Origin of the sequence: Nonlabens sp. SCSIO 43208, assembly GCF_050703575.1 — a bacterium.
GTDB lineage: Bacteria > Bacteroidota > Bacteroidia > Flavobacteriales > Flavobacteriaceae > Nonlabens > Nonlabens tegetincola.
Genome location: NZ_CP065365.1, coordinates 1,621,837 through 1,637,636, shown reverse-complemented (window position 1 = coordinate 1,637,636; position 15,800 = coordinate 1,621,837). Strand labels below are relative to the sequence as shown.

16 protein-coding genes and 1 tRNA gene are annotated in these 15,800 nt (G+C 34.4%); 9 read left to right on the top strand and 8 right to left on the bottom strand.

Annotated features, from left to right (window positions below; all coding sequences use genetic code 11):
- Nucleotides 1-21: 21 nt before the first annotated feature.
- Nucleotides 22-2,484, bottom strand: a complete 2,463-nt coding sequence (locus I5168_RS07460) for a heavy metal translocating P-type ATPase (protein WP_431471374.1) — start codon at nucleotides 2,482-2,484, stop codon at nucleotides 22-24.
- 149 nt (nucleotides 2,485-2,633) lie between these two features.
- On the opposite strand from I5168_RS07460, the gene I5168_RS07455 reads away from it, so the two are divergent.
- The gene (locus I5168_RS07455; RefSeq protein ID WP_105019397.1) at nucleotides 2,634-2,855 is read left to right on the top strand and encodes a hypothetical protein; all 222 of its coding nucleotides are present in this window, start codon (nucleotides 2,634-2,636) and stop codon (nucleotides 2,853-2,855) included.
- A gap of 109 nt (nucleotides 2,856-2,964) precedes the next feature.
- Nucleotides 2,965-3,666, top strand: coding sequence for a Crp/Fnr family transcriptional regulator (locus tag I5168_RS07450; protein WP_060524360.1), 702 nt, complete (start codon nucleotides 2,965-2,967; stop codon nucleotides 3,664-3,666).
- On the opposite strand, the gene pdxH is transcribed toward I5168_RS07450, so the two are convergent.
- Both pdxH and I5168_RS07440 read right to left on the bottom strand, forming a co-directional pair.
- Nucleotides 3,663-4,256: a pyridoxamine 5'-phosphate oxidase gene (gene pdxH / locus I5168_RS07445; protein ID WP_431471373.1), complete on the bottom strand. Its 594-nt coding sequence runs from the start codon at nucleotides 4,254-4,256 to the stop codon at nucleotides 3,663-3,665. The genes I5168_RS07450 and pdxH overlap by 4 nt on opposite strands.
- A 2-nt stretch (nucleotides 4,257-4,258) precedes the next feature.
- The gene (locus tag I5168_RS07440; protein WP_431471372.1) at nucleotides 4,259-5,098 is read right to left on the bottom strand and encodes a universal stress protein; all 840 of its coding nucleotides are present in this window, start codon (nucleotides 5,096-5,098) and stop codon (nucleotides 4,259-4,261) included.
- 118 nt (nucleotides 5,099-5,216) lie between these two features.
- On the opposite strand from I5168_RS07440, the gene I5168_RS07435 reads away from it, so the two are divergent.
- Nucleotides 5,217-5,489: a heavy-metal-associated domain-containing protein gene (locus tag I5168_RS07435; protein WP_431471371.1), complete on the top strand. Its 273-nt coding sequence runs from the start codon at nucleotides 5,217-5,219 to the stop codon at nucleotides 5,487-5,489.
- Nucleotides 5,490-5,556: 67 nt separating this feature from the next.
- Here I5168_RS07435 and I5168_RS07430 read toward each other — a convergent pair whose 3' ends face one another.
- Nucleotides 5,557-6,126, bottom strand: coding sequence for a CopD family protein (locus I5168_RS07430; protein ID WP_431471370.1), 570 nt, complete (start codon nucleotides 6,124-6,126; stop codon nucleotides 5,557-5,559).
- Between the two features lie 49 nt (nucleotides 6,127-6,175).
- A complete protein-coding gene (locus tag I5168_RS07425; protein ID WP_060524355.1) occupies nucleotides 6,176-7,144 on the bottom strand; it encodes an NAD(P)H-dependent flavin oxidoreductase in 969 nt (322 codons plus the stop codon).
- Nucleotides 7,145-7,297: 153 nt separating this feature from the next.
- Here I5168_RS07425 and I5168_RS07420 point away from each other — a divergent pair, with 153 nt between their 5' ends.
- Both I5168_RS07420 and I5168_RS07415 read left to right on the top strand, forming a co-directional pair.
- Nucleotides 7,298-9,655, top strand: a complete 2,358-nt coding sequence (locus tag I5168_RS07420) for a TonB-dependent receptor (RefSeq protein WP_431471369.1) — start codon at nucleotides 7,298-7,300, stop codon at nucleotides 9,653-9,655.
- Between the two features lie 3 nt (nucleotides 9,656-9,658).
- Nucleotides 9,659-10,456: a DUF4249 family protein gene (locus tag I5168_RS07415; RefSeq protein ID WP_105019403.1), complete on the top strand. Its 798-nt coding sequence runs from the start codon at nucleotides 9,659-9,661 to the stop codon at nucleotides 10,454-10,456.
- An 8-nt stretch (nucleotides 10,457-10,464) separates the two neighbouring features.
- Here I5168_RS07415 and I5168_RS07410 read toward each other — a convergent pair whose 3' ends face one another.
- The gene (locus I5168_RS07410; protein WP_431471368.1) at nucleotides 10,465-10,968 is read right to left on the bottom strand and encodes a thioredoxin family protein; all 504 of its coding nucleotides are present in this window, start codon (nucleotides 10,966-10,968) and stop codon (nucleotides 10,465-10,467) included.
- Between the two features lie 60 nt (nucleotides 10,969-11,028).
- Nucleotides 11,029-11,655, bottom strand: a complete 627-nt coding sequence (locus tag I5168_RS07405) for an NAD(P)H-dependent oxidoreductase (RefSeq protein WP_060524347.1) — start codon at nucleotides 11,653-11,655, stop codon at nucleotides 11,029-11,031.
- A 147-nt stretch (nucleotides 11,656-11,802) separates the two neighbouring features.
- Here I5168_RS07405 and I5168_RS07400 point away from each other — a divergent pair, with 147 nt between their 5' ends.
- From I5168_RS07400 to I5168_RS07390, 3 genes are all read left to right on the top strand, one after another.
- Entirely contained in the window at nucleotides 11,803-12,189 is a 387-nt protein-coding gene (locus I5168_RS07400) for an acyl-CoA thioesterase (RefSeq protein ID WP_042277818.1), read from the top strand.
- Nucleotides 12,189-12,845, top strand: coding sequence for a SanA/YdcF family protein (locus I5168_RS07395; protein WP_431471367.1), 657 nt, complete (start codon nucleotides 12,189-12,191; stop codon nucleotides 12,843-12,845). The genes I5168_RS07400 and I5168_RS07395 overlap by 1 nt, the downstream gene beginning before the upstream one ends.
- Nucleotides 12,846-12,929: 84 nt before the next feature.
- Nucleotides 12,930-13,014: transfer RNA gene (locus I5168_RS07390), tRNA-Ser, on the top strand.
- Between the two features lie 65 nt (nucleotides 13,015-13,079).
- Here I5168_RS07390 and I5168_RS07385 read toward each other — a convergent pair.
- The gene (locus I5168_RS07385; protein WP_431471366.1) at nucleotides 13,080-15,170 is read right to left on the bottom strand and encodes a M1 family metallopeptidase; all 2,091 of its coding nucleotides are present in this window, start codon (nucleotides 15,168-15,170) and stop codon (nucleotides 13,080-13,082) included.
- A 108-nt stretch (nucleotides 15,171-15,278) separates the two neighbouring features.
- On the opposite strand from I5168_RS07385, the gene I5168_RS07380 reads away from it, so the two are divergent.
- A complete protein-coding gene (locus I5168_RS07380) occupies nucleotides 15,279-15,800 on the top strand; it encodes a methyltransferase (RefSeq protein ID WP_431471365.1) in 522 nt (173 codons plus the stop codon).

The window sequence follows — 15,800 nt, the reverse complement described above, 5'->3', positions numbered from 1 at the left end:
AATTGGTTATTCATAATTTAATTATGGTTTGATTTTATTTGAAGCGTAATAAGAAAACAAGGTGGTAAACACCACAATGCTTATGGAACTCAAAGGCATTAAAATAGCAGCAATAACTGGTTTCAAATGACCGGTTACAGCAAAACCTAAGCCTATAAGATTATAGAGTAATGAAAAGATAAAAGCGTATGAAATAATAGATCTTGCCTTCTTAGCTAGTTGTAAATACTGAGGTAAAAAATGAAATTGTGAAGCATCGATGATACCATCACATGCAGGAGAAAAAACATTTACATTTTCAGATATGGCAATACCCACATCACTTTGTTTAAGAGCTCCTGCATCATTTAAACCATCTCCTATCATCATTACTTTGCTACCATTATTTTGTAATTCTTTTACAAATCGCATTTTATCATCAGGCCTTTGATTAAATAAAAAGCGAGTACTTTCTGGTAGTATTTTTTTCAAAGCCTGTAATTCACCTTCATTATCACCAGATAAAACCACAATTTGATATGATTTCTCAAGTTCTTTTAAAGTTTCAGCCATTCCAGGGCGATATTCTGTTTGAAAAATGTAGCATCCTTTATAAGAATAATCTGTTGCTATATGAACTGCCGTCTCTTTACTGCCACTTTCATCAATTGAATTTGAAGAATCAATACCAACATATCGCGCCGATCCTATTTTAATAGTTTGAGAGGCAATGGAACCAGTAATTCCTTGTCCTACATGTTCTTGAAAAGTGTCTAACGTTTGAATGTTATTCTCCTGTAAAATTTTATATAAGGATCTACTCAAGGGATGGTTTGATGCCTTAAGAGTACTGGACAATAATTGTTTTTCCATATCATCCAGTGCAATTCCCTCATAATGAACTGTATTTTTAGAAGCGCTGGTTAAAGTACCCGTTTTGTCAAAGATTATGGTATCTAACTCAGACATCTTTTCTATAACATGACTGTTTTTAAGATATAGCTTTACCTTACCATAAAATCGTAATACATTACCTAATGTAAAAGGAGCGGCAAGTGCAATGGCACAAGGACAAGCTACTATAAGCACCGCTGTAAAAACATTAAGCGCCATACTACTGTCATAAAACAACCAGAATAAAGCAGCAATGATCGCTACACTTAAAATACCGATCGTAAATCTTTTACTTATTCGGTCGGTTATAGATTGTAACCGTGTACTATCCTCTCCTTTAAAAATTTCGTTAGACCATAATTGAGTCAAATATGATTGCTCGACTCCTTTAATCACCTCTAGCTCAAGCAAGCCAGATTCCTGCCTACCACCTGCATAAATTTTATCTCCTGATTGTTTAGGCACTGGCTGTGCCTCGCCAGTTACAAAACTATAATCTATAAGCGCCTTTCCCTTTATCAGAATAGCATCCACAGGGATAAGTTCCCCATTCCTAATCAGAATTCTATCACCAGGTTGTAATTCATAAACTGGCGTTTGTACCTCGCAGTCTAGGTTACTTTTGTTAGGTTGATTTATTGTGTTGTTGATCTCGCTTTCGCGAAAGCGTAATTCTTCACATTCCCGAGGTTTTACAATCTTTGTAACACCAATAGGGAAATAGCTTTTGTAATCACGTTCAAACGAAAGATAGGCATAGGTTTTTTGTTGAAAAAATTTACCTAACAAAAGAAAAAAGACAAGTCCTGCAAGACTATCCAGAAAGCCCGTACCCCAATCCATTATAATTTCTATAAGTGACCTTAAGAAAAGTACACTTATCCCTATCGCGATAGGCACGTCTATATTTAAAATCCTTGATTTTACACCTTTAAAGGCCGAAATGAAGTAGTCTACACCACTATAAAACACTACAGGTATTGAAAAAGCAAGCATCAACCATCTAAATACGTGTTTAAATTGATCTAGCCAGTATTCATTGACTTCAAAATACTCAGGAAAGGACAAGAACATTATATTGCCAAATGCAAATCCAGCTACACCTAATTTATAAATCAGACTGCGGTCTTTTACTTTTTTTGACTTTTTTGAATCTTCAAGAGAAATGTAAGGTTCATATCCTAGATTAGATAATAGTATTACCAAAGATTTTAAATTAAGATGCTCTGGTTGATAAACTATCCTTACCGTTTTTTCAGGAAAATTAACCTGAGATTGTGTAACAGCTGGGTTGATTTTATGCAAATGTTCCAGTACCCAAATGCAACTACTGCAATGCATAGAAGGGATAAGGAGCTGTACAATTTGTGTATCTTGTTCATTAAACTCTAAAATGGAATTAACAATATCCTGATTTTCTAAAAAATCAAATTTTCCTTCAAAATCTCTCGGACTCACTCCTGGATGTTGTTCAAGATCGTAGTAATAGGATAAATTGTTTTCATTCAAAATATCATAAACCGTCTTACAACCATGACAACAAAATACCTTGTGATCATGTTCAATAGCACCCGTAATACACGGATCACCACAGTGGAAACATTTTTCCATTTATCTAGTTCTTAAAATTGCTTATACCTGGGACAAAGGTGAGCACAAGACAAGCAATAAAACGGTGACTTTTGTCACCCTAGAACAATAAATTATGAAATGATTAGTAATTAAAAAACTGTATTTCAGTATTTTAAAATAAAAATTCTATGAAAACTAATGCACTATTTTGGGTTTATTTGGTGACGGCAGTATTAGTAATCCTCACCGTTTCTAGTCAACTAGGTACTTCCTTTAAATGGATTTTTACAGGTACCTTAATTGGTCAACTATTATTACTTACTATGGTATATAAAATTTTGACCGATGATTATGAGACTGATAAAACTTTTGAAGATTTCTATGAAGATCGTCCAGACTTGGGTAAATAAAAACTTTTAATTACTGTTATGTTGTTCAAGTAAAGTACGGCTGGTTTTTATTTAATTGAACATTAGTAGATGTTTTATTAATTTTACACATTGTTTGATCAAGTATAATATGAATCATCATAAAGAAAGTCGTTGTGAGAATTGTGTAATAAGACAGCTTAACTCTCTCAAGGCTTTATCAAAGGAACAGCTCAAAGAAATAAGTGACAGTAAAGTAACTAAATCTATTAAAAAAGGTGAAGTCATATTTGCTGAAGGTGAGCGACTACACGGCGTTTTCTGTGTAAGAAATGGTGTTTCTAAATTGTCCAAGACTAGTGAGAACGGTAAGGACCAAATTGTAAAAATTGCTACTAAGGGTGAAGTATTAGGACAGCGATCGGTTATTACCGAGGAATCGGCCAATTTAAGTGCTGTTGCATTAAATGACATGGAAATGTGCTACATTCCAAAAACACATTTAATCAATAATATAAATCGCAACCCAAAGTTTACAAAAGCTGTTCTTATTCAAATGGCCGATGATTTGAAGTTTGCTGATGATGTAATTGTAAATATGGCGCAAAAATCGGTGAAGCAGCGCATTGCAGAAACATTAATGTACTTAGAGAAAAATTTTGGAATTGATCAAGAAGGCTACATTTCTATGACTCTAACCAGAGAAGATATTGCTAACGTAGTTGGTACTGCCAAAGAAGCTTGTATACGTACCTTGACTAGTTTTAAAAAGGAGGACTGGATTATTACCGATGGTAAGCGTATTAAAATTACCGATAAAAACGCTCTCTTAAAATTGAGTAAAGGATTTTAATTGTAACACCACTCATCTATTTTTGACCAAACGTGATTAGGGTCAACCTTGTAAATTTCGCTTTTTTGTATCCTACTCTTTAAGGAAGTAATGAATATAAATTCCTTTGGTCGGATAGTAATTCCACCCCAATGGCTTGGACGCTCAACATCTTTATTTGCATTCATTTGAGTAACCTTATTAAGATTATCAAGTAAACGTTTTCTTGAGGAGATAATAGCACTTTGGTTACTAGCCAATGCACCTAATTGACTTTCTCTAGGTCTTCTGAAAAAATAGTTGTCAGAAATTTCACTTTCTGTTTGAGAGGCTAGACCTTTTACAATAATCCTCCTAGAGATATTAGGCCAATTGAACTCCAAGCTACAATTAGGATTAGATATTAAATCCATAGCCTTATTACTGTTGTAATTAGTAAAAAAAGTAAGACCTTTCCAATCGTATTCTTTTAGAAGCACTACTCGATTACTGATTTCAAGGTCGTTACTTATAGTTGTTAATCTCATGGCATTACACTCGGGAACATGTGGATGATCCCGAGCGGTAACTAGCCATTCATGAAATAATTGTAAAGGGTTACAATCGTCCACTTTTACAATTTCAATGTTAGTACAGGTAAAATTGAATGGTTTGCTATATCTTCACTTACACTGCCTTTAAGTAATCGAGAAACACCTGTTCTTCCATGTGTAGGTATAGCGATAACATCTACTTGTGAAAGCTGTGCATAAGACATGATGCCTTCTTCAATACTGTAATCTGCTATTCGATTCACTTTTTTGATAGCACTCAATGGTTCAGGATGATCAAGCTTTGTAAAGAAATTGAGTAAAATTTCATCCATTTCATTAGTACTCTTAAAGTTTGAGCCAGGTAAATTGACGTATACTAATTCCACTCTTGATTCAAACATTTCAGCTATTTCTAGAACTTTTTTGTAGGCAGGAATCACTTCTTCATCAAAGTTACTAGCCAGTACTATTTTTTCTGGATTGAAATGAAGGTCGTTTTCCTTGACCACCAGAACTGGAACCTGAGAGCTGCGTACCACTTTTTCGGTATTACTACCAGATATAACCTCTTTGAAGCCATTTGCGCCATGCGTACCCATTACTATTAAGCTGGCATCTACATCGCTTGCAAACTCACCTATACTTTCAAAGTTCAATTCTTTTTGTAAAACTGGCTCTACAACTAATCCTTCTAAATACTCCTTATCAGTAAATTCACTAAATTGTTTCTCGGCTAGTTTTAGTTGAAAAATGTTTTGTTGAACAGCTTGTGCTTGGTTTTGATTAATGACTAGTTCTTCAATACCAGCCATGTGACATAACAGTAATTTTGCATTGATTTTATGTGCAACTCGTGCTGCTACTTGTAATGCTTTTTCTGATTCTTTTGAAAAATCTACTGGAATTAAAATGGATTTCATGCTCTACCTGTTTTAAAATTATAGAACAAAATTATTCTTGATATAATTTTATCAAGGTGACAATTATCATCTTTTTCCCAATATTCTAGAATTAATTTTACACTGTAAATTATCCTTTATGGAAACAAGTTTATTGTTACAAAACCTGAAATGTAGCGGTTGTAAAAATGCTATACTTAAACGTATATCAAAATTGGATGGAATCAAAAACATTCATTTAGATATCTCATCTAGTAAGCTTTCATTTGAATACACCAGTCATAATGCATTGGAAGGATTACGCAGTGATCTAGCTGATATGGGTTATCCAATCAGTGGTGAAACTAATACCATTGTTGAGAAAACAAAATCCTACATTCAATGTGCCGTGGGCAGGTTATCCAAAGAGTAAGATAATTACAGGTTAATTTTTAGGGTTTAAAAGCCGGTTGTAAACGTGATCTAGCAACCGGCTTTTATTACGCTTTTCTATATCGTTTGTAGATTTTAAAAAGAATCATAAGAATCACTGCAAGTGCAAATAATCCTATTACTCCATAAATCCAATTGAGTGCACTTTTTAAAATAACTAGAAATACTACTGCAAATAAAACAAGAGTAGCACCTTCATTATATAACCTCATACCGTTTGAAGTCCACTTAACCACATTCTTATCTAACTCTTTGAGTATACTATTTGTCTTAATATGATAAATAATCAATGCAAGTACAAAGGCAAGTTTAACATGCATCCACCCTTGTTCCAGGTAGTAAGGTCTTATCAACAATAGTAAAATTGCAAAAGATGTAGCAAGAATAGCACTAGGCCATCCTATTATAAACCAAAGTCTTCTGGACATGATTTTTAATTGATCTAAAAGGATCGTTTTATTGGGCTCTGGTTTATCATGAGCTTCAATTTGATAAACAAATAGTCTAGGAATATAAAATAAAGCCGCAAACCACGTCACAACAAAAATCAAGTGCAACGACTTAATATATCCATAGAAATTTTCAAAATAATCTGGTAAAACAGGCTCTAATTCCATAGTAGGACAAAGGTAATATGAAAACAGTTACCGATCATTTCAAATAGCTCTATGAGTACTTTTTGAGCGTCTCTATTTGCTTTTCAATAGCCGTTTTAAATTCAGATTTCATTCTATCTATAAGTTCACCAGCTGGTATAGAATCCTTAATAGTTGCAGATCCTTGTCCTGCACTCCAAATAGTTTTCCAGGCTTTTGCCTCAGTATCCATTTCTTTTCCAAAATCAATTTTGGCAGTTGCCTTAAGTTGTTCTTCTGTAATACCTGCAGCTTGTAAACTAGCCCCTAAAAAATTAGCATGCACACCTGATATAGCAGCCGTGTAAACGATATCACTAGCGCCAGATTGAATAATCATCTCCCTATACTCATCAGTAGCTTTAGACTCATGGGTATTAATGAATCTTGTTCCCATATAAGCAAGATCGGCTCCCATTTGCATGGCACTTGCTACATCTTGTCCTGAACTCATAGCTCCAGATAATAAAATAGCTCCGTCATAGAACTCTTTTACTTCTCTTACAAACGGCATAGGGTTAAGAGTTCCCGCATGACCACCAGCACCAGCACATACTAGGATTAAACCATCAACACCAGCTTGAGCGGCTTTTTGAGCATGACGTTTTTTGATAACATCATGAAATACTAATCCACCATAACTGTGCACAGCATTTACAACCTCACTCACTGCACCTAGAGATGTAATAATTAATGGTACTTGATGTTTAACACACAATCTTAAATCGGCCTCTAATCTAGGATTGCTACCGTGAACTATAAGATTTACCCCAAACGGCGCTGCCTTTTTACCAGTTTCTTCTTCCCATTGCTTCAGGCTAGATTTAATCTCAATCAACCATTCTTCAAAACCTTCACTACTACGCTGGTTAAGAGCAGGAAAAGTACCTACTATTCCATTTTTACAACATTCTATAACCAGTTGTGGACCAGAAATTAAAAACATCGGCGCTGCCACCACTGGCAATTCTAATTGATCAATTAAGGATTGTGCTTTCATGAATAGATTTGTTTTGGGTAAAGATAAGTATTATGCATGCATAAAGAAAAGAACCTGTATCAACTTTGTGCTACAATAATAAACTGTGTTTAAGGTTTTACTAACACATTAAATACAAGTGTAGTTTACATTTGTTTTTGAAAAATATAGGTTTTGAAAAAAAATATCCTCCTAGTTTTTTTTGTTCTCGCTTTCGCGAAAGCGTACTCACAAAAAGCTACTCTTTCTGGAACTGTTACCGAGGCAGCCACAAGTGAAACATTGCTCAATGTTAATGTGATTATTAAGGAATTAAAAACAGGAACCATCACAAATGAATATGGTTATTACTCTATTAATCTTCCTGTAGGGTCATACACCGTACAGTTTACCAGTTTAGGATTTACTAGTCAAGAAAAAATTATTTCCTTAAATAAGGATACTGTCCTTGACATAGCTCTAGATGAAGCCAATGAAGAATTAGAAACTATTGTAATTACAGCTGATGTTGAAAAATTAAACACAAGATCACCTCAAATGAGCGTGAACGCTCTAAATATAGATACCGTAAAAAAAATACCAGTCGTTCTGGGAGAGACCGACCTTATAAAGGCACTTACTTTGTTACCGGGCGTGAGTAATGCTGGTGAAGGAGCTGCTGGATTTAATGTACGTGGTGGCGCCGCAGATCAAAATTTGGTTTTACTGGATGAGGCTACTTTATACGGTAGTGATCATCTTTTTGGGTTCTTTTCTGTATTTAATCCAGATGCGATTAAAGATTTAAAATTGTATAAAGGTGGAATTCCTGCTAGATACGGTGGTCGTGTTTCTAGCGTACTTGAAATATACCAACGTGATGGAAACAAAAAGGAAATAAGCGGTACAGGTGGAATTGGGTTAGTCGCTAGTAGGCTTTTATTAGAAGGACCTATAAAAAAAGACAAGTCGTCCTTTTTAATAGGTGGTCGTAGTAGTTATGCTCATTTATTTTTACCTCTTTTTGATATAGATAACAAGGCTTATTTCTATGATTTGAACGCTAAATTAAGTTTTAATTTAAACGATAAGAATAGATTATATTTTTCAAGTTATTTTGGAAGAGACGTGTTTAATGTCAATGATTTATTTGGAAACACCTTTGGAAACTCATTTGTAAATGCAAGGTGGAATCATATTTACAACAGTAAATTATTTGCCAATGCATCATTAATTTTTAGTGACTACAATTATGGCCTTGAATTAGATTTTGTTGAATTTCAATTCGATAGTGGTATTACAAATCTAAATGCTAAATACGACCTCACCCATTACCTGAATGACAAGGTCAAATTACGTTATGGAGTGAACTCAATATATTATGAATTTGATCCTGGGAAAATTGTTCCTACAACACAGGAAAGTGGAGTTAATGAACGACAACTTACTAAAAAATATGCTTGGGAAAATGGATTATATATAGATGGCGAATTCAAAATTAATGACCAATTGAATATTAATGCAGGAATAAGGTATAGTAGCTTTAATCGATTAGGTCAAGATCGTTTAAGCACGTACGATGGTGATCCTGTTGTCTACAATGAAAGCCAGGGAATTTATGAAGGTGCAGAACCTACAGGAGAGACAAGTAACAGCCGTGGTACAACAATTGAATTTTTTGATGCATTTGAACCTCGTTTTTCGGTAGCTTACTCTCTTAATGATGACACGAGTATTAAAGCTAGTTATCAACGTATTGTTCAATACATTCACTTAATTTCAAACACCAATGCTCCTACTCCTTTTGATCTATATGCTCCTAGTGGAACTTATATAGAGCCCCAAGATGGTCATCAAGTTGCAATAGGGTATTTTAAAAATTTCAATACTTATAGTTTAGAGATTGAAAGTTTTTATAAAACCGTGGACAATCGTCTAGATTATATTGATGGCGCCGATTTAATTGCTAATGATGATGTGGAACAAATACTGCTCGCCGGAGAAGCTCGCGCTTATGGACTTGAATTACTTTTTCGTAAAAATGAAGGTGATTTGCAAGGTTGGATAGCATACACCTTGTCTCGCAGTGAGCAACGCACTCCCGGTCGCAATGAAATAGAACCTGGAATTAATAATGGAGAGTGGTACAGTGCTCCGTGGGATAAAACTCATGATATCACCATTACTGCAAATTACGACTGGAATAAAAAATGGGATTTTGGAGCAAACTTTACCTTTCAAACAGGTCAACCTGTAACATTTCCTAACGGTCAATATAACTTTGACAATTTATTTATTCCTACTTATGGCGAACGTAATAGCAATAGATTGTCAAACATTCATAGGCTGGATTTGAGCGCAACCTACACACCAAAACCTGATTTAACAAAGGGATGGCAATCGAGTTGGGTTTTTAGTTTATACAACGTATACAATAGAAGAAATGCAGTGAGTATAAACTTTGGAGAAAATGAAGATACCGCTAGAAATGAAGCAACCAGACTATCGATTTTTGGTATCGTACCTGCGGTTACTTATAATTTTAAATTTTAAACCATGAAGTATCTTTATATAATCATGTTTTTGTTCTTAGGCATTGTTTCCTGTGAAGACGTAGTAGAAGTCGATTTAGACACCGCAACGCCTAGATTAGTTATAGATGCAGCTCTAGAACTCAATGAAGATGGAAGTACCACTAGCACAGTATCACTTTCTAGAACTGCTGGCTTTTATGAAGAAAATAACCCTATAGTTACAAATGCCAGTGTAGTTATTAATGAAAGTAATGGAACAACACACAACTTCAGACACATAGGTGGTGGAGTTTATGAATCTAATACTATCAACCTAATAGATAACGAGGTTTATACATTAATCGTTGAAGATGGTAGTGATATTTATACAGCATCACAAACTTTGGAACGCACGGTACCTATCGCAACGGTCGAGCAACTTGTACTAGATAATTTAGATCCAGAAATTACACGCATTACAGTTCTTTATGATGATCCGGTAGGATTAGGAGATAATTATCTATTCACGTATCAAGATCAATACAATGATGAGCTAGATGTAGGTGATGATGAATTTACTGATGGTAATAGAGCACCATCCATTTTCTTTATGGAGGATCTGCCAGTGGGCACTGTTATCACACTAGGGATTAAGGGTATTGACTCTGATTGTTATCGCTTTTATGAAACACTACTTCAACAAACTGAATCGGGTGGACCATTTGATACTCAACCAGCAACAGTAAGAGGAAATATTGTTAATAGTGTAAATGAAGAAAATTTTCCTTTTGGTTATTTCAGAATATCTGAAGTGTTTTTCACGGAATATACCGTTCAATAAGAAGATTATTAAAATCTAAAAATCTTTTCATTTTCCGCCATGAAGTTCCAGTGGTATCTTGCATCGCCACCTGAAAAGTTTTCAATTCTGTTTTTCTCTTTACCCTTGTGATCTAGCGCAAGAAGCGTAGGGTATCGACTATTGTTATACTTTTCAAATAATTTTTTGTTAGCTTTTTTCTCTTGTGGACTTACAATGTCATCTCTAAAAGGTATATCTAGATAAACCAAAATATAATTCTGACTCTCATTAATAAAACGAGGTGTATTAAAAAATTTTTGTTCTAGATTTTTACAAGGCGTGCACCAGTCACTACCGCTGAAATAAACCAACATAGGTTTCCTTGATTTTTCCGCATGTTTTAATGCCTTATCAAAATCTGTGTACCAATCTAAAGAATCTACGGTAATTTGGTTTTCAATTTCAACTTCGTATTGTGTATTATTCTCATCTTGAGCAATAAGGCCAAAAGTTGCGACTAGGAATAGCAACAAAACAAAATACTTCATCATAATTCAGTTATCAGTTCAAATGTAAACAATAACGACTAAAAGTCAATTATCTTGCCAAACCTACTTAAACATAACCATTTCCTTCAATGGCAGTCGTACTTTCTTTAAAGATGCCATGTAATCCTCACTTGATCTGTAGCCTATAGGAAGCATTAAAACACTTTTCAACCCAAGAGATTCAAGACCTAGCAATTGATCAATTTCCTTTGGTAAAAAGCCTTCCATAGGACAAGCATCAATTTTAAGTTGCGCACATACTGTGAGTAAATTACCTAATGCTATATAAGCTTGTTTTTGAGCCCAAAGTTCAATTTCGTCTTCCTTCTTTTTTGAAAAAGAATCAAGGAGAAATTCCTTGAAAGGATTCAAAATATCATCAGCAGTTCCTCTCACATCCTTCACTGTATTAAAATAAGTAACGATCTCATCTCTCCCTATTTTACGAGTACAAAACACCAGAACGTGACTAGCCTGTTCCACTTGTTTTTGACCGTAACTTTTCTCTACCATCATCGATTTTAAGGCTTGGTCTTTAACCACCATTAATTTAACCGGTTGAAGACCATAACTAGTTGCAGTTAAATTAAAAGCTTCAACGAGAGTCATTAACTTATCATTATCTACCTTTTTAGTACTATCAAATTGTTTAACGGCATAGCGCCATTTTAAATTGTCAATAATTTCCATGCTCAATTAACGTTCTATTAAAAGTATTTTGTGTAATCTCGCTTTCGCGAAAGCATCATAAATACAAACAGTGATTGTAAATAAATACGGATTCAAAGGTACAATCCCTATAAGTTTAAAATCGCCGAAGTCCTATAATTTAAGTCTATGACTCAAACAGAAGAACGTATACAAAAATCTGTTACTCAAATTTTCAAAGCTGTATTTCCAAATACAACAAATCATTATGACACTCTTTTTGGTGGAACTGCACTACAGCTTATGGACGAATCTAGTTTTATATGCGCCACACGTTTCTCAAGAAAAAAAGTAGTCACAATAAGCACTGATCAAATTGATTTTAAAAAACCCATTCCACAAGGAAGTATCATTGAGTTAGTAAGTAAAGTGATTAAAGTAGGGACAACAAGCTGCGTAGTAGAAACCGATATCTTTATGGAAGATATGTACAGTTACAATCGAGAAAAGGTGGTAACAGGTGTTTTTACATTTGTAGCAGTTGATGACGAAAAAAAACCAGTAAGTATTTTATAATGAAACGTTTATTAAACATACTGGTATTTTTAGCTATAGGTGTAATTGTCTTTGCAATAGGGCTACAATTTCATATTAAAAGACTTGCTCAACCTATAACTCACACATCTGTTCTTGAAGCTCCTCACGCATATACTGGGATTGTATTAGGTGCTAGTGTAAAAGCAAATGGTAATTTGAGCGCAATATTACAAGATCGTGTAGATGCTGCACTAATGGCCTATCAAGAAAAAAAAATTGAGAGATTCCTGTTGAGTGGTGATCATGCCCAAAAAGGGTATGATGAAGTAAATGCTATGAAAAAGTACTTGAATAAAAAAGGTGTTCCAGATTCAGTTATATTTCTAGATCATGCAGGATTAGATACATATGATTCTATGTTTAGAGCAAAAAATATTTTTCAAGTTGACACGGCTTTAGTCTTTACCCAAGAATTTCATCTACCAAGAGCGCTATACATAGGAAAAAACATGGGGTTAAATATCAATGGCGTTATAGCAGACGCAAGGATTTATGAAGGAAATTCTCATTTTAAAAGACGAGAATGGGCAGCTAATATTAAAGCATGGATGGAAATTAACATAGAAAACCCACCAAAAATTGACGGTTCTGCAATTCCGATTACAGGAAAATCACATCTCTCTCATGATAAATAAAATTTTTATTGCATTTGCGCTTTTCTAATTAAAAAAAGAAGTTATATTTGCACCCGCAAAAGCAGTTAGCTTTTCGACAAATCTGGAGAAATGGCAGAGTGGTCGAATGCACTGGTCTTGAAAACCAGCGAGGGTCACACCTCCGGGGGTTCGAATCCCTCTTTCTCCGCAACATGAAAAACCCGTTTTCTATATAGAAAACGGGTTTTTTGATTTCTTACTTTAATTATTTTATTACTGACTCAAAACTCGTTCTACTTTTAATTGATCAGTATCAGACATTTCAGTCAATAAATTTTTAATAATCTCACGTCCTGCTTCTGTCTTAAATCCAGTTCTTAAATGTTCTCGCGAAGTCTTATAAAATCGCCAAACATGATGAAAACAGGCCGAGATTAAATCACGATAATTCTCCTCAGACATAATATCCAATTGAATTAAGTAATCAAACGCAGCTTGTCTTGTAATCATACTGTGTTTAGAATCTGTGTAATCACGTAATAAACTTAAATAAAGTTGTTTTTCTGCATTAGTAAATTCTGGTGTACTTAATGCTAGAACTAACCAAGACATATTTAATTCTGGACTTAATGCATCCCAGCGACTTTTTAAATCTAAAAGGAGTTCTTTCTTATTCTTTGTATCCTGCCATAATAAAAACATGGCACTTTCCCTAGTTACATAACTTGGTTCGTCAACTAAAGTTTGAATTACACTACGGTTGTAATCGTTTATTTGCTGGGTACTCAAAACAATTGCTCTATTCACTTCAAGAAGGTCATAATTAGAAACTTTTTTGATCAAGTCATATTTCCTAATATCATCATGAAGCGTTAACTGTTGAATCATCTCAATTAGAGCAGGAATGTTGTCCCTTTCATTTGCAACTTCCTTGAAACTTGTAAAACTCTCATTAAAATTTGAAATACTTCTAGCTTTTAGTTGAAAAAACTCTTCCATTTCTGGATATGATCTTAATATTTGCAGTGCTTCTTTTGCAGGAAAAGATTTATTTAACAACCACCTCTCTCTGAAATCTAGTAAATCTAGCCCAGTTATTTCGGTAACTTTTTCAAGAAAATCAAAAGTAGTTACATTGTCATAGGCATTTGTGGTTAAATAATGTCGTATAATAGTTTTAAAAGCTTTATCGCCTACTTTAACCTTTAATGCGTGTAAAGTCCAAGCACCGTGATCATAAAAAGTTAATGAGCTAGATCCCGGATTAAGCAGCTCGGTAGATTTACCCGTACGTGATTGCTCTACAAGATTTTCTGCTTTGGTATACAGTAGATTTAGGAAATGATTGTCTCCATATAAATATTGCTCGGCTAGCATGGAGTAATAAGTGGCAAAACCTTCATGTAACCAGTGATGCTGTGATTCTGTTTCAGTAACTAAGTTTCCAAACCACTGATGCGCCATTTCATGAGCATTTACCGTAACATAACTTCTGTCGTTTGATCCTATTTCATCGTTAAAAAAGCTATCACTGTAAACTGTTAAACCAGTATTCTCCATTCCAGAATACAGAAAATCCTTTACTGGGACCTGTCTATAAACTTGCCACGGATACGGGTAACCAATTTCTCTTTCTAAAAAATCAAAAATTTCCTTTGTTTTTTTATAGGTAGCAAGTGCTTTATTTTTTTCTCCTTTGTAATAATATAACTCAATTGGAACTCCAGTTTCACTAAATAGCTTATAGCTATCATATTCACCAATCACAATGGCAACTAAATAACTACTCATAGGTTGATCCATGCTATAATTCCATTGTATTGCATTACCTAATTCCTTTTTTTGAGTAAGAACACCATTTGATAAAGAAGTTAAATGATTAGGAGCTGTAATTTGTAAATTCCATAACATTTTATCATTCATATCATCAATACTAGGTAACCAGTTACTGGTATATTTACCTTGTCCTTGAGTCCAAATTTGATTCCAAGATCCATCTCCTGTGGCATCAATAAAATACATGGCTTTTTTAGGCTCACTGGTGAAATTTATGCGTAGGTTGATAGTATCGCTTTCGCGAAAGCGAGAACGCAACAAGATACGCTCACCGTTATAATCTGACTTGACAAGATTACCATTGAGAAATACCTCGTGCTCTTTCAAACTCTTGGCATCCACAAACAAAGAATCAGTTGTAGATGTTATTAGAACATCAAACGATATTTCTCCAGATACATTTTCAGAATCGTTCTGGAATTGAAGTCGCGCAGTTGCAGACAAAAAATCGGCATAGGTCTGTGATGGTGTGTTTTGAGAATAAACCCAAAAGCTTACAAACGACATTATAAAAGTAAGGTATTTCATAGACCGTGAAAGTACAAAAGTCGTGCCTGTATAACTATACAAAGGCTCGAGCTTAACACACATTAACGAGTTAAAATCATTATACTTGCAAGTAGAAATTGACCCAACGTGTACGAGAATAGCTTCCCTAAAAAAAGATTTCAAATAACCCTTGAGTTTTTAGAAAAACATCTAGAAAAAAACAGCAGCATTCTTGATTTAGGAGTTGAAAACCCATTTAGTAAAATAATGATCGATGCTGGCTATAAGGTCGTGAACACAAGTGGTGAGGATCTAGATGATGAACTTACTGCTATTTCTGGTTTTACAGGCGATGCTGTTACTGCATTTGAAATATTTGAGCATTTAGTAGCTCCTTACAACGCCTTAAAAGCCATCAAAACCAAAAAGCTCTTTATAAGTGTTCCTATGAAATTATGGTTTGCAAGTGCCTATCGTAATAAGAATGATGTACGAGATCAACATTATCACGAGTTTGAGTCTTGGCAACTGGATTATGTTTTAGAAAAAGCGGGATGGAAAGTTATCGATAGTATTAAATTCACAAATCCCGTCAAGAAATTTGGAATTAGACCTTTTTTGAGAAGGTTTACACCTAGGTATTACCTAGTTTATTGTGAAAAAAGGTAG

Bases quoted from the DNA above. Each gene is read 5' to 3' on its own strand.
- I5168_RS07385 (WP_431471366.1), bottom strand. From the start codon at position 15,170: ATGAAATACCTTACTTTTATAATGTCGTTTGTAAGCTTTTGGGTTTAT.
- I5168_RS07395 (WP_431471367.1), top strand. From the start codon at position 12,189: ATGAAACGTTTATTAAACATACTGGTATTTTTAGCTATAGGTGTAATT.
- I5168_RS07415 (WP_105019403.1), top strand. From the start codon at position 9,659: ATGAAGTATCTTTATATAATCATGTTTTTGTTCTTAGGCATTGTTTCC.
- I5168_RS07425 (WP_060524355.1), bottom strand. From the start codon at position 7,144: ATGAAAGCACAATCCTTAATTGATCAATTAGAATTGCCAGTGGTGGCA.
- I5168_RS07405 (WP_060524347.1), bottom strand. From the start codon at position 11,655: ATGGAAATTATTGACAATTTAAAATGGCGCTATGCCGTTAAACAATTT.
- I5168_RS07450 (WP_060524360.1), top strand. From the start codon at position 2,965: ATGAATCATCATAAAGAAAGTCGTTGTGAGAATTGTGTAATAAGACAG.
- I5168_RS07440 (WP_431471372.1), bottom strand. From the start codon at position 5,098: ATGAAATCCATTTTAATTCCAGTAGATTTTTCAAAAGAATCAGAAAAA.
- I5168_RS07400 (WP_042277818.1), top strand. From the start codon at position 11,803: ATGACTCAAACAGAAGAACGTATACAAAAATCTGTTACTCAAATTTTC.
- I5168_RS07430 (WP_431471370.1), bottom strand. From the start codon at position 6,126: ATGGAATTAGAGCCTGTTTTACCAGATTATTTTGAAAATTTCTATGGA.
- I5168_RS07410 (WP_431471368.1), bottom strand. From the start codon at position 10,968: ATGATGAAGTATTTTGTTTTGTTGCTATTCCTAGTCGCAACTTTTGGC.
- I5168_RS07435 (WP_431471371.1), top strand. From the start codon at position 5,217: ATGGAAACAAGTTTATTGTTACAAAACCTGAAATGTAGCGGTTGTAAA.
- I5168_RS07455 (WP_105019397.1), top strand. From the start codon at position 2,634: ATGAAAACTAATGCACTATTTTGGGTTTATTTGGTGACGGCAGTATTA.
- I5168_RS07460 (WP_431471374.1), bottom strand. From the start codon at position 2,484: ATGGAAAAATGTTTCCACTGTGGTGATCCGTGTATTACGGGTGCTATT.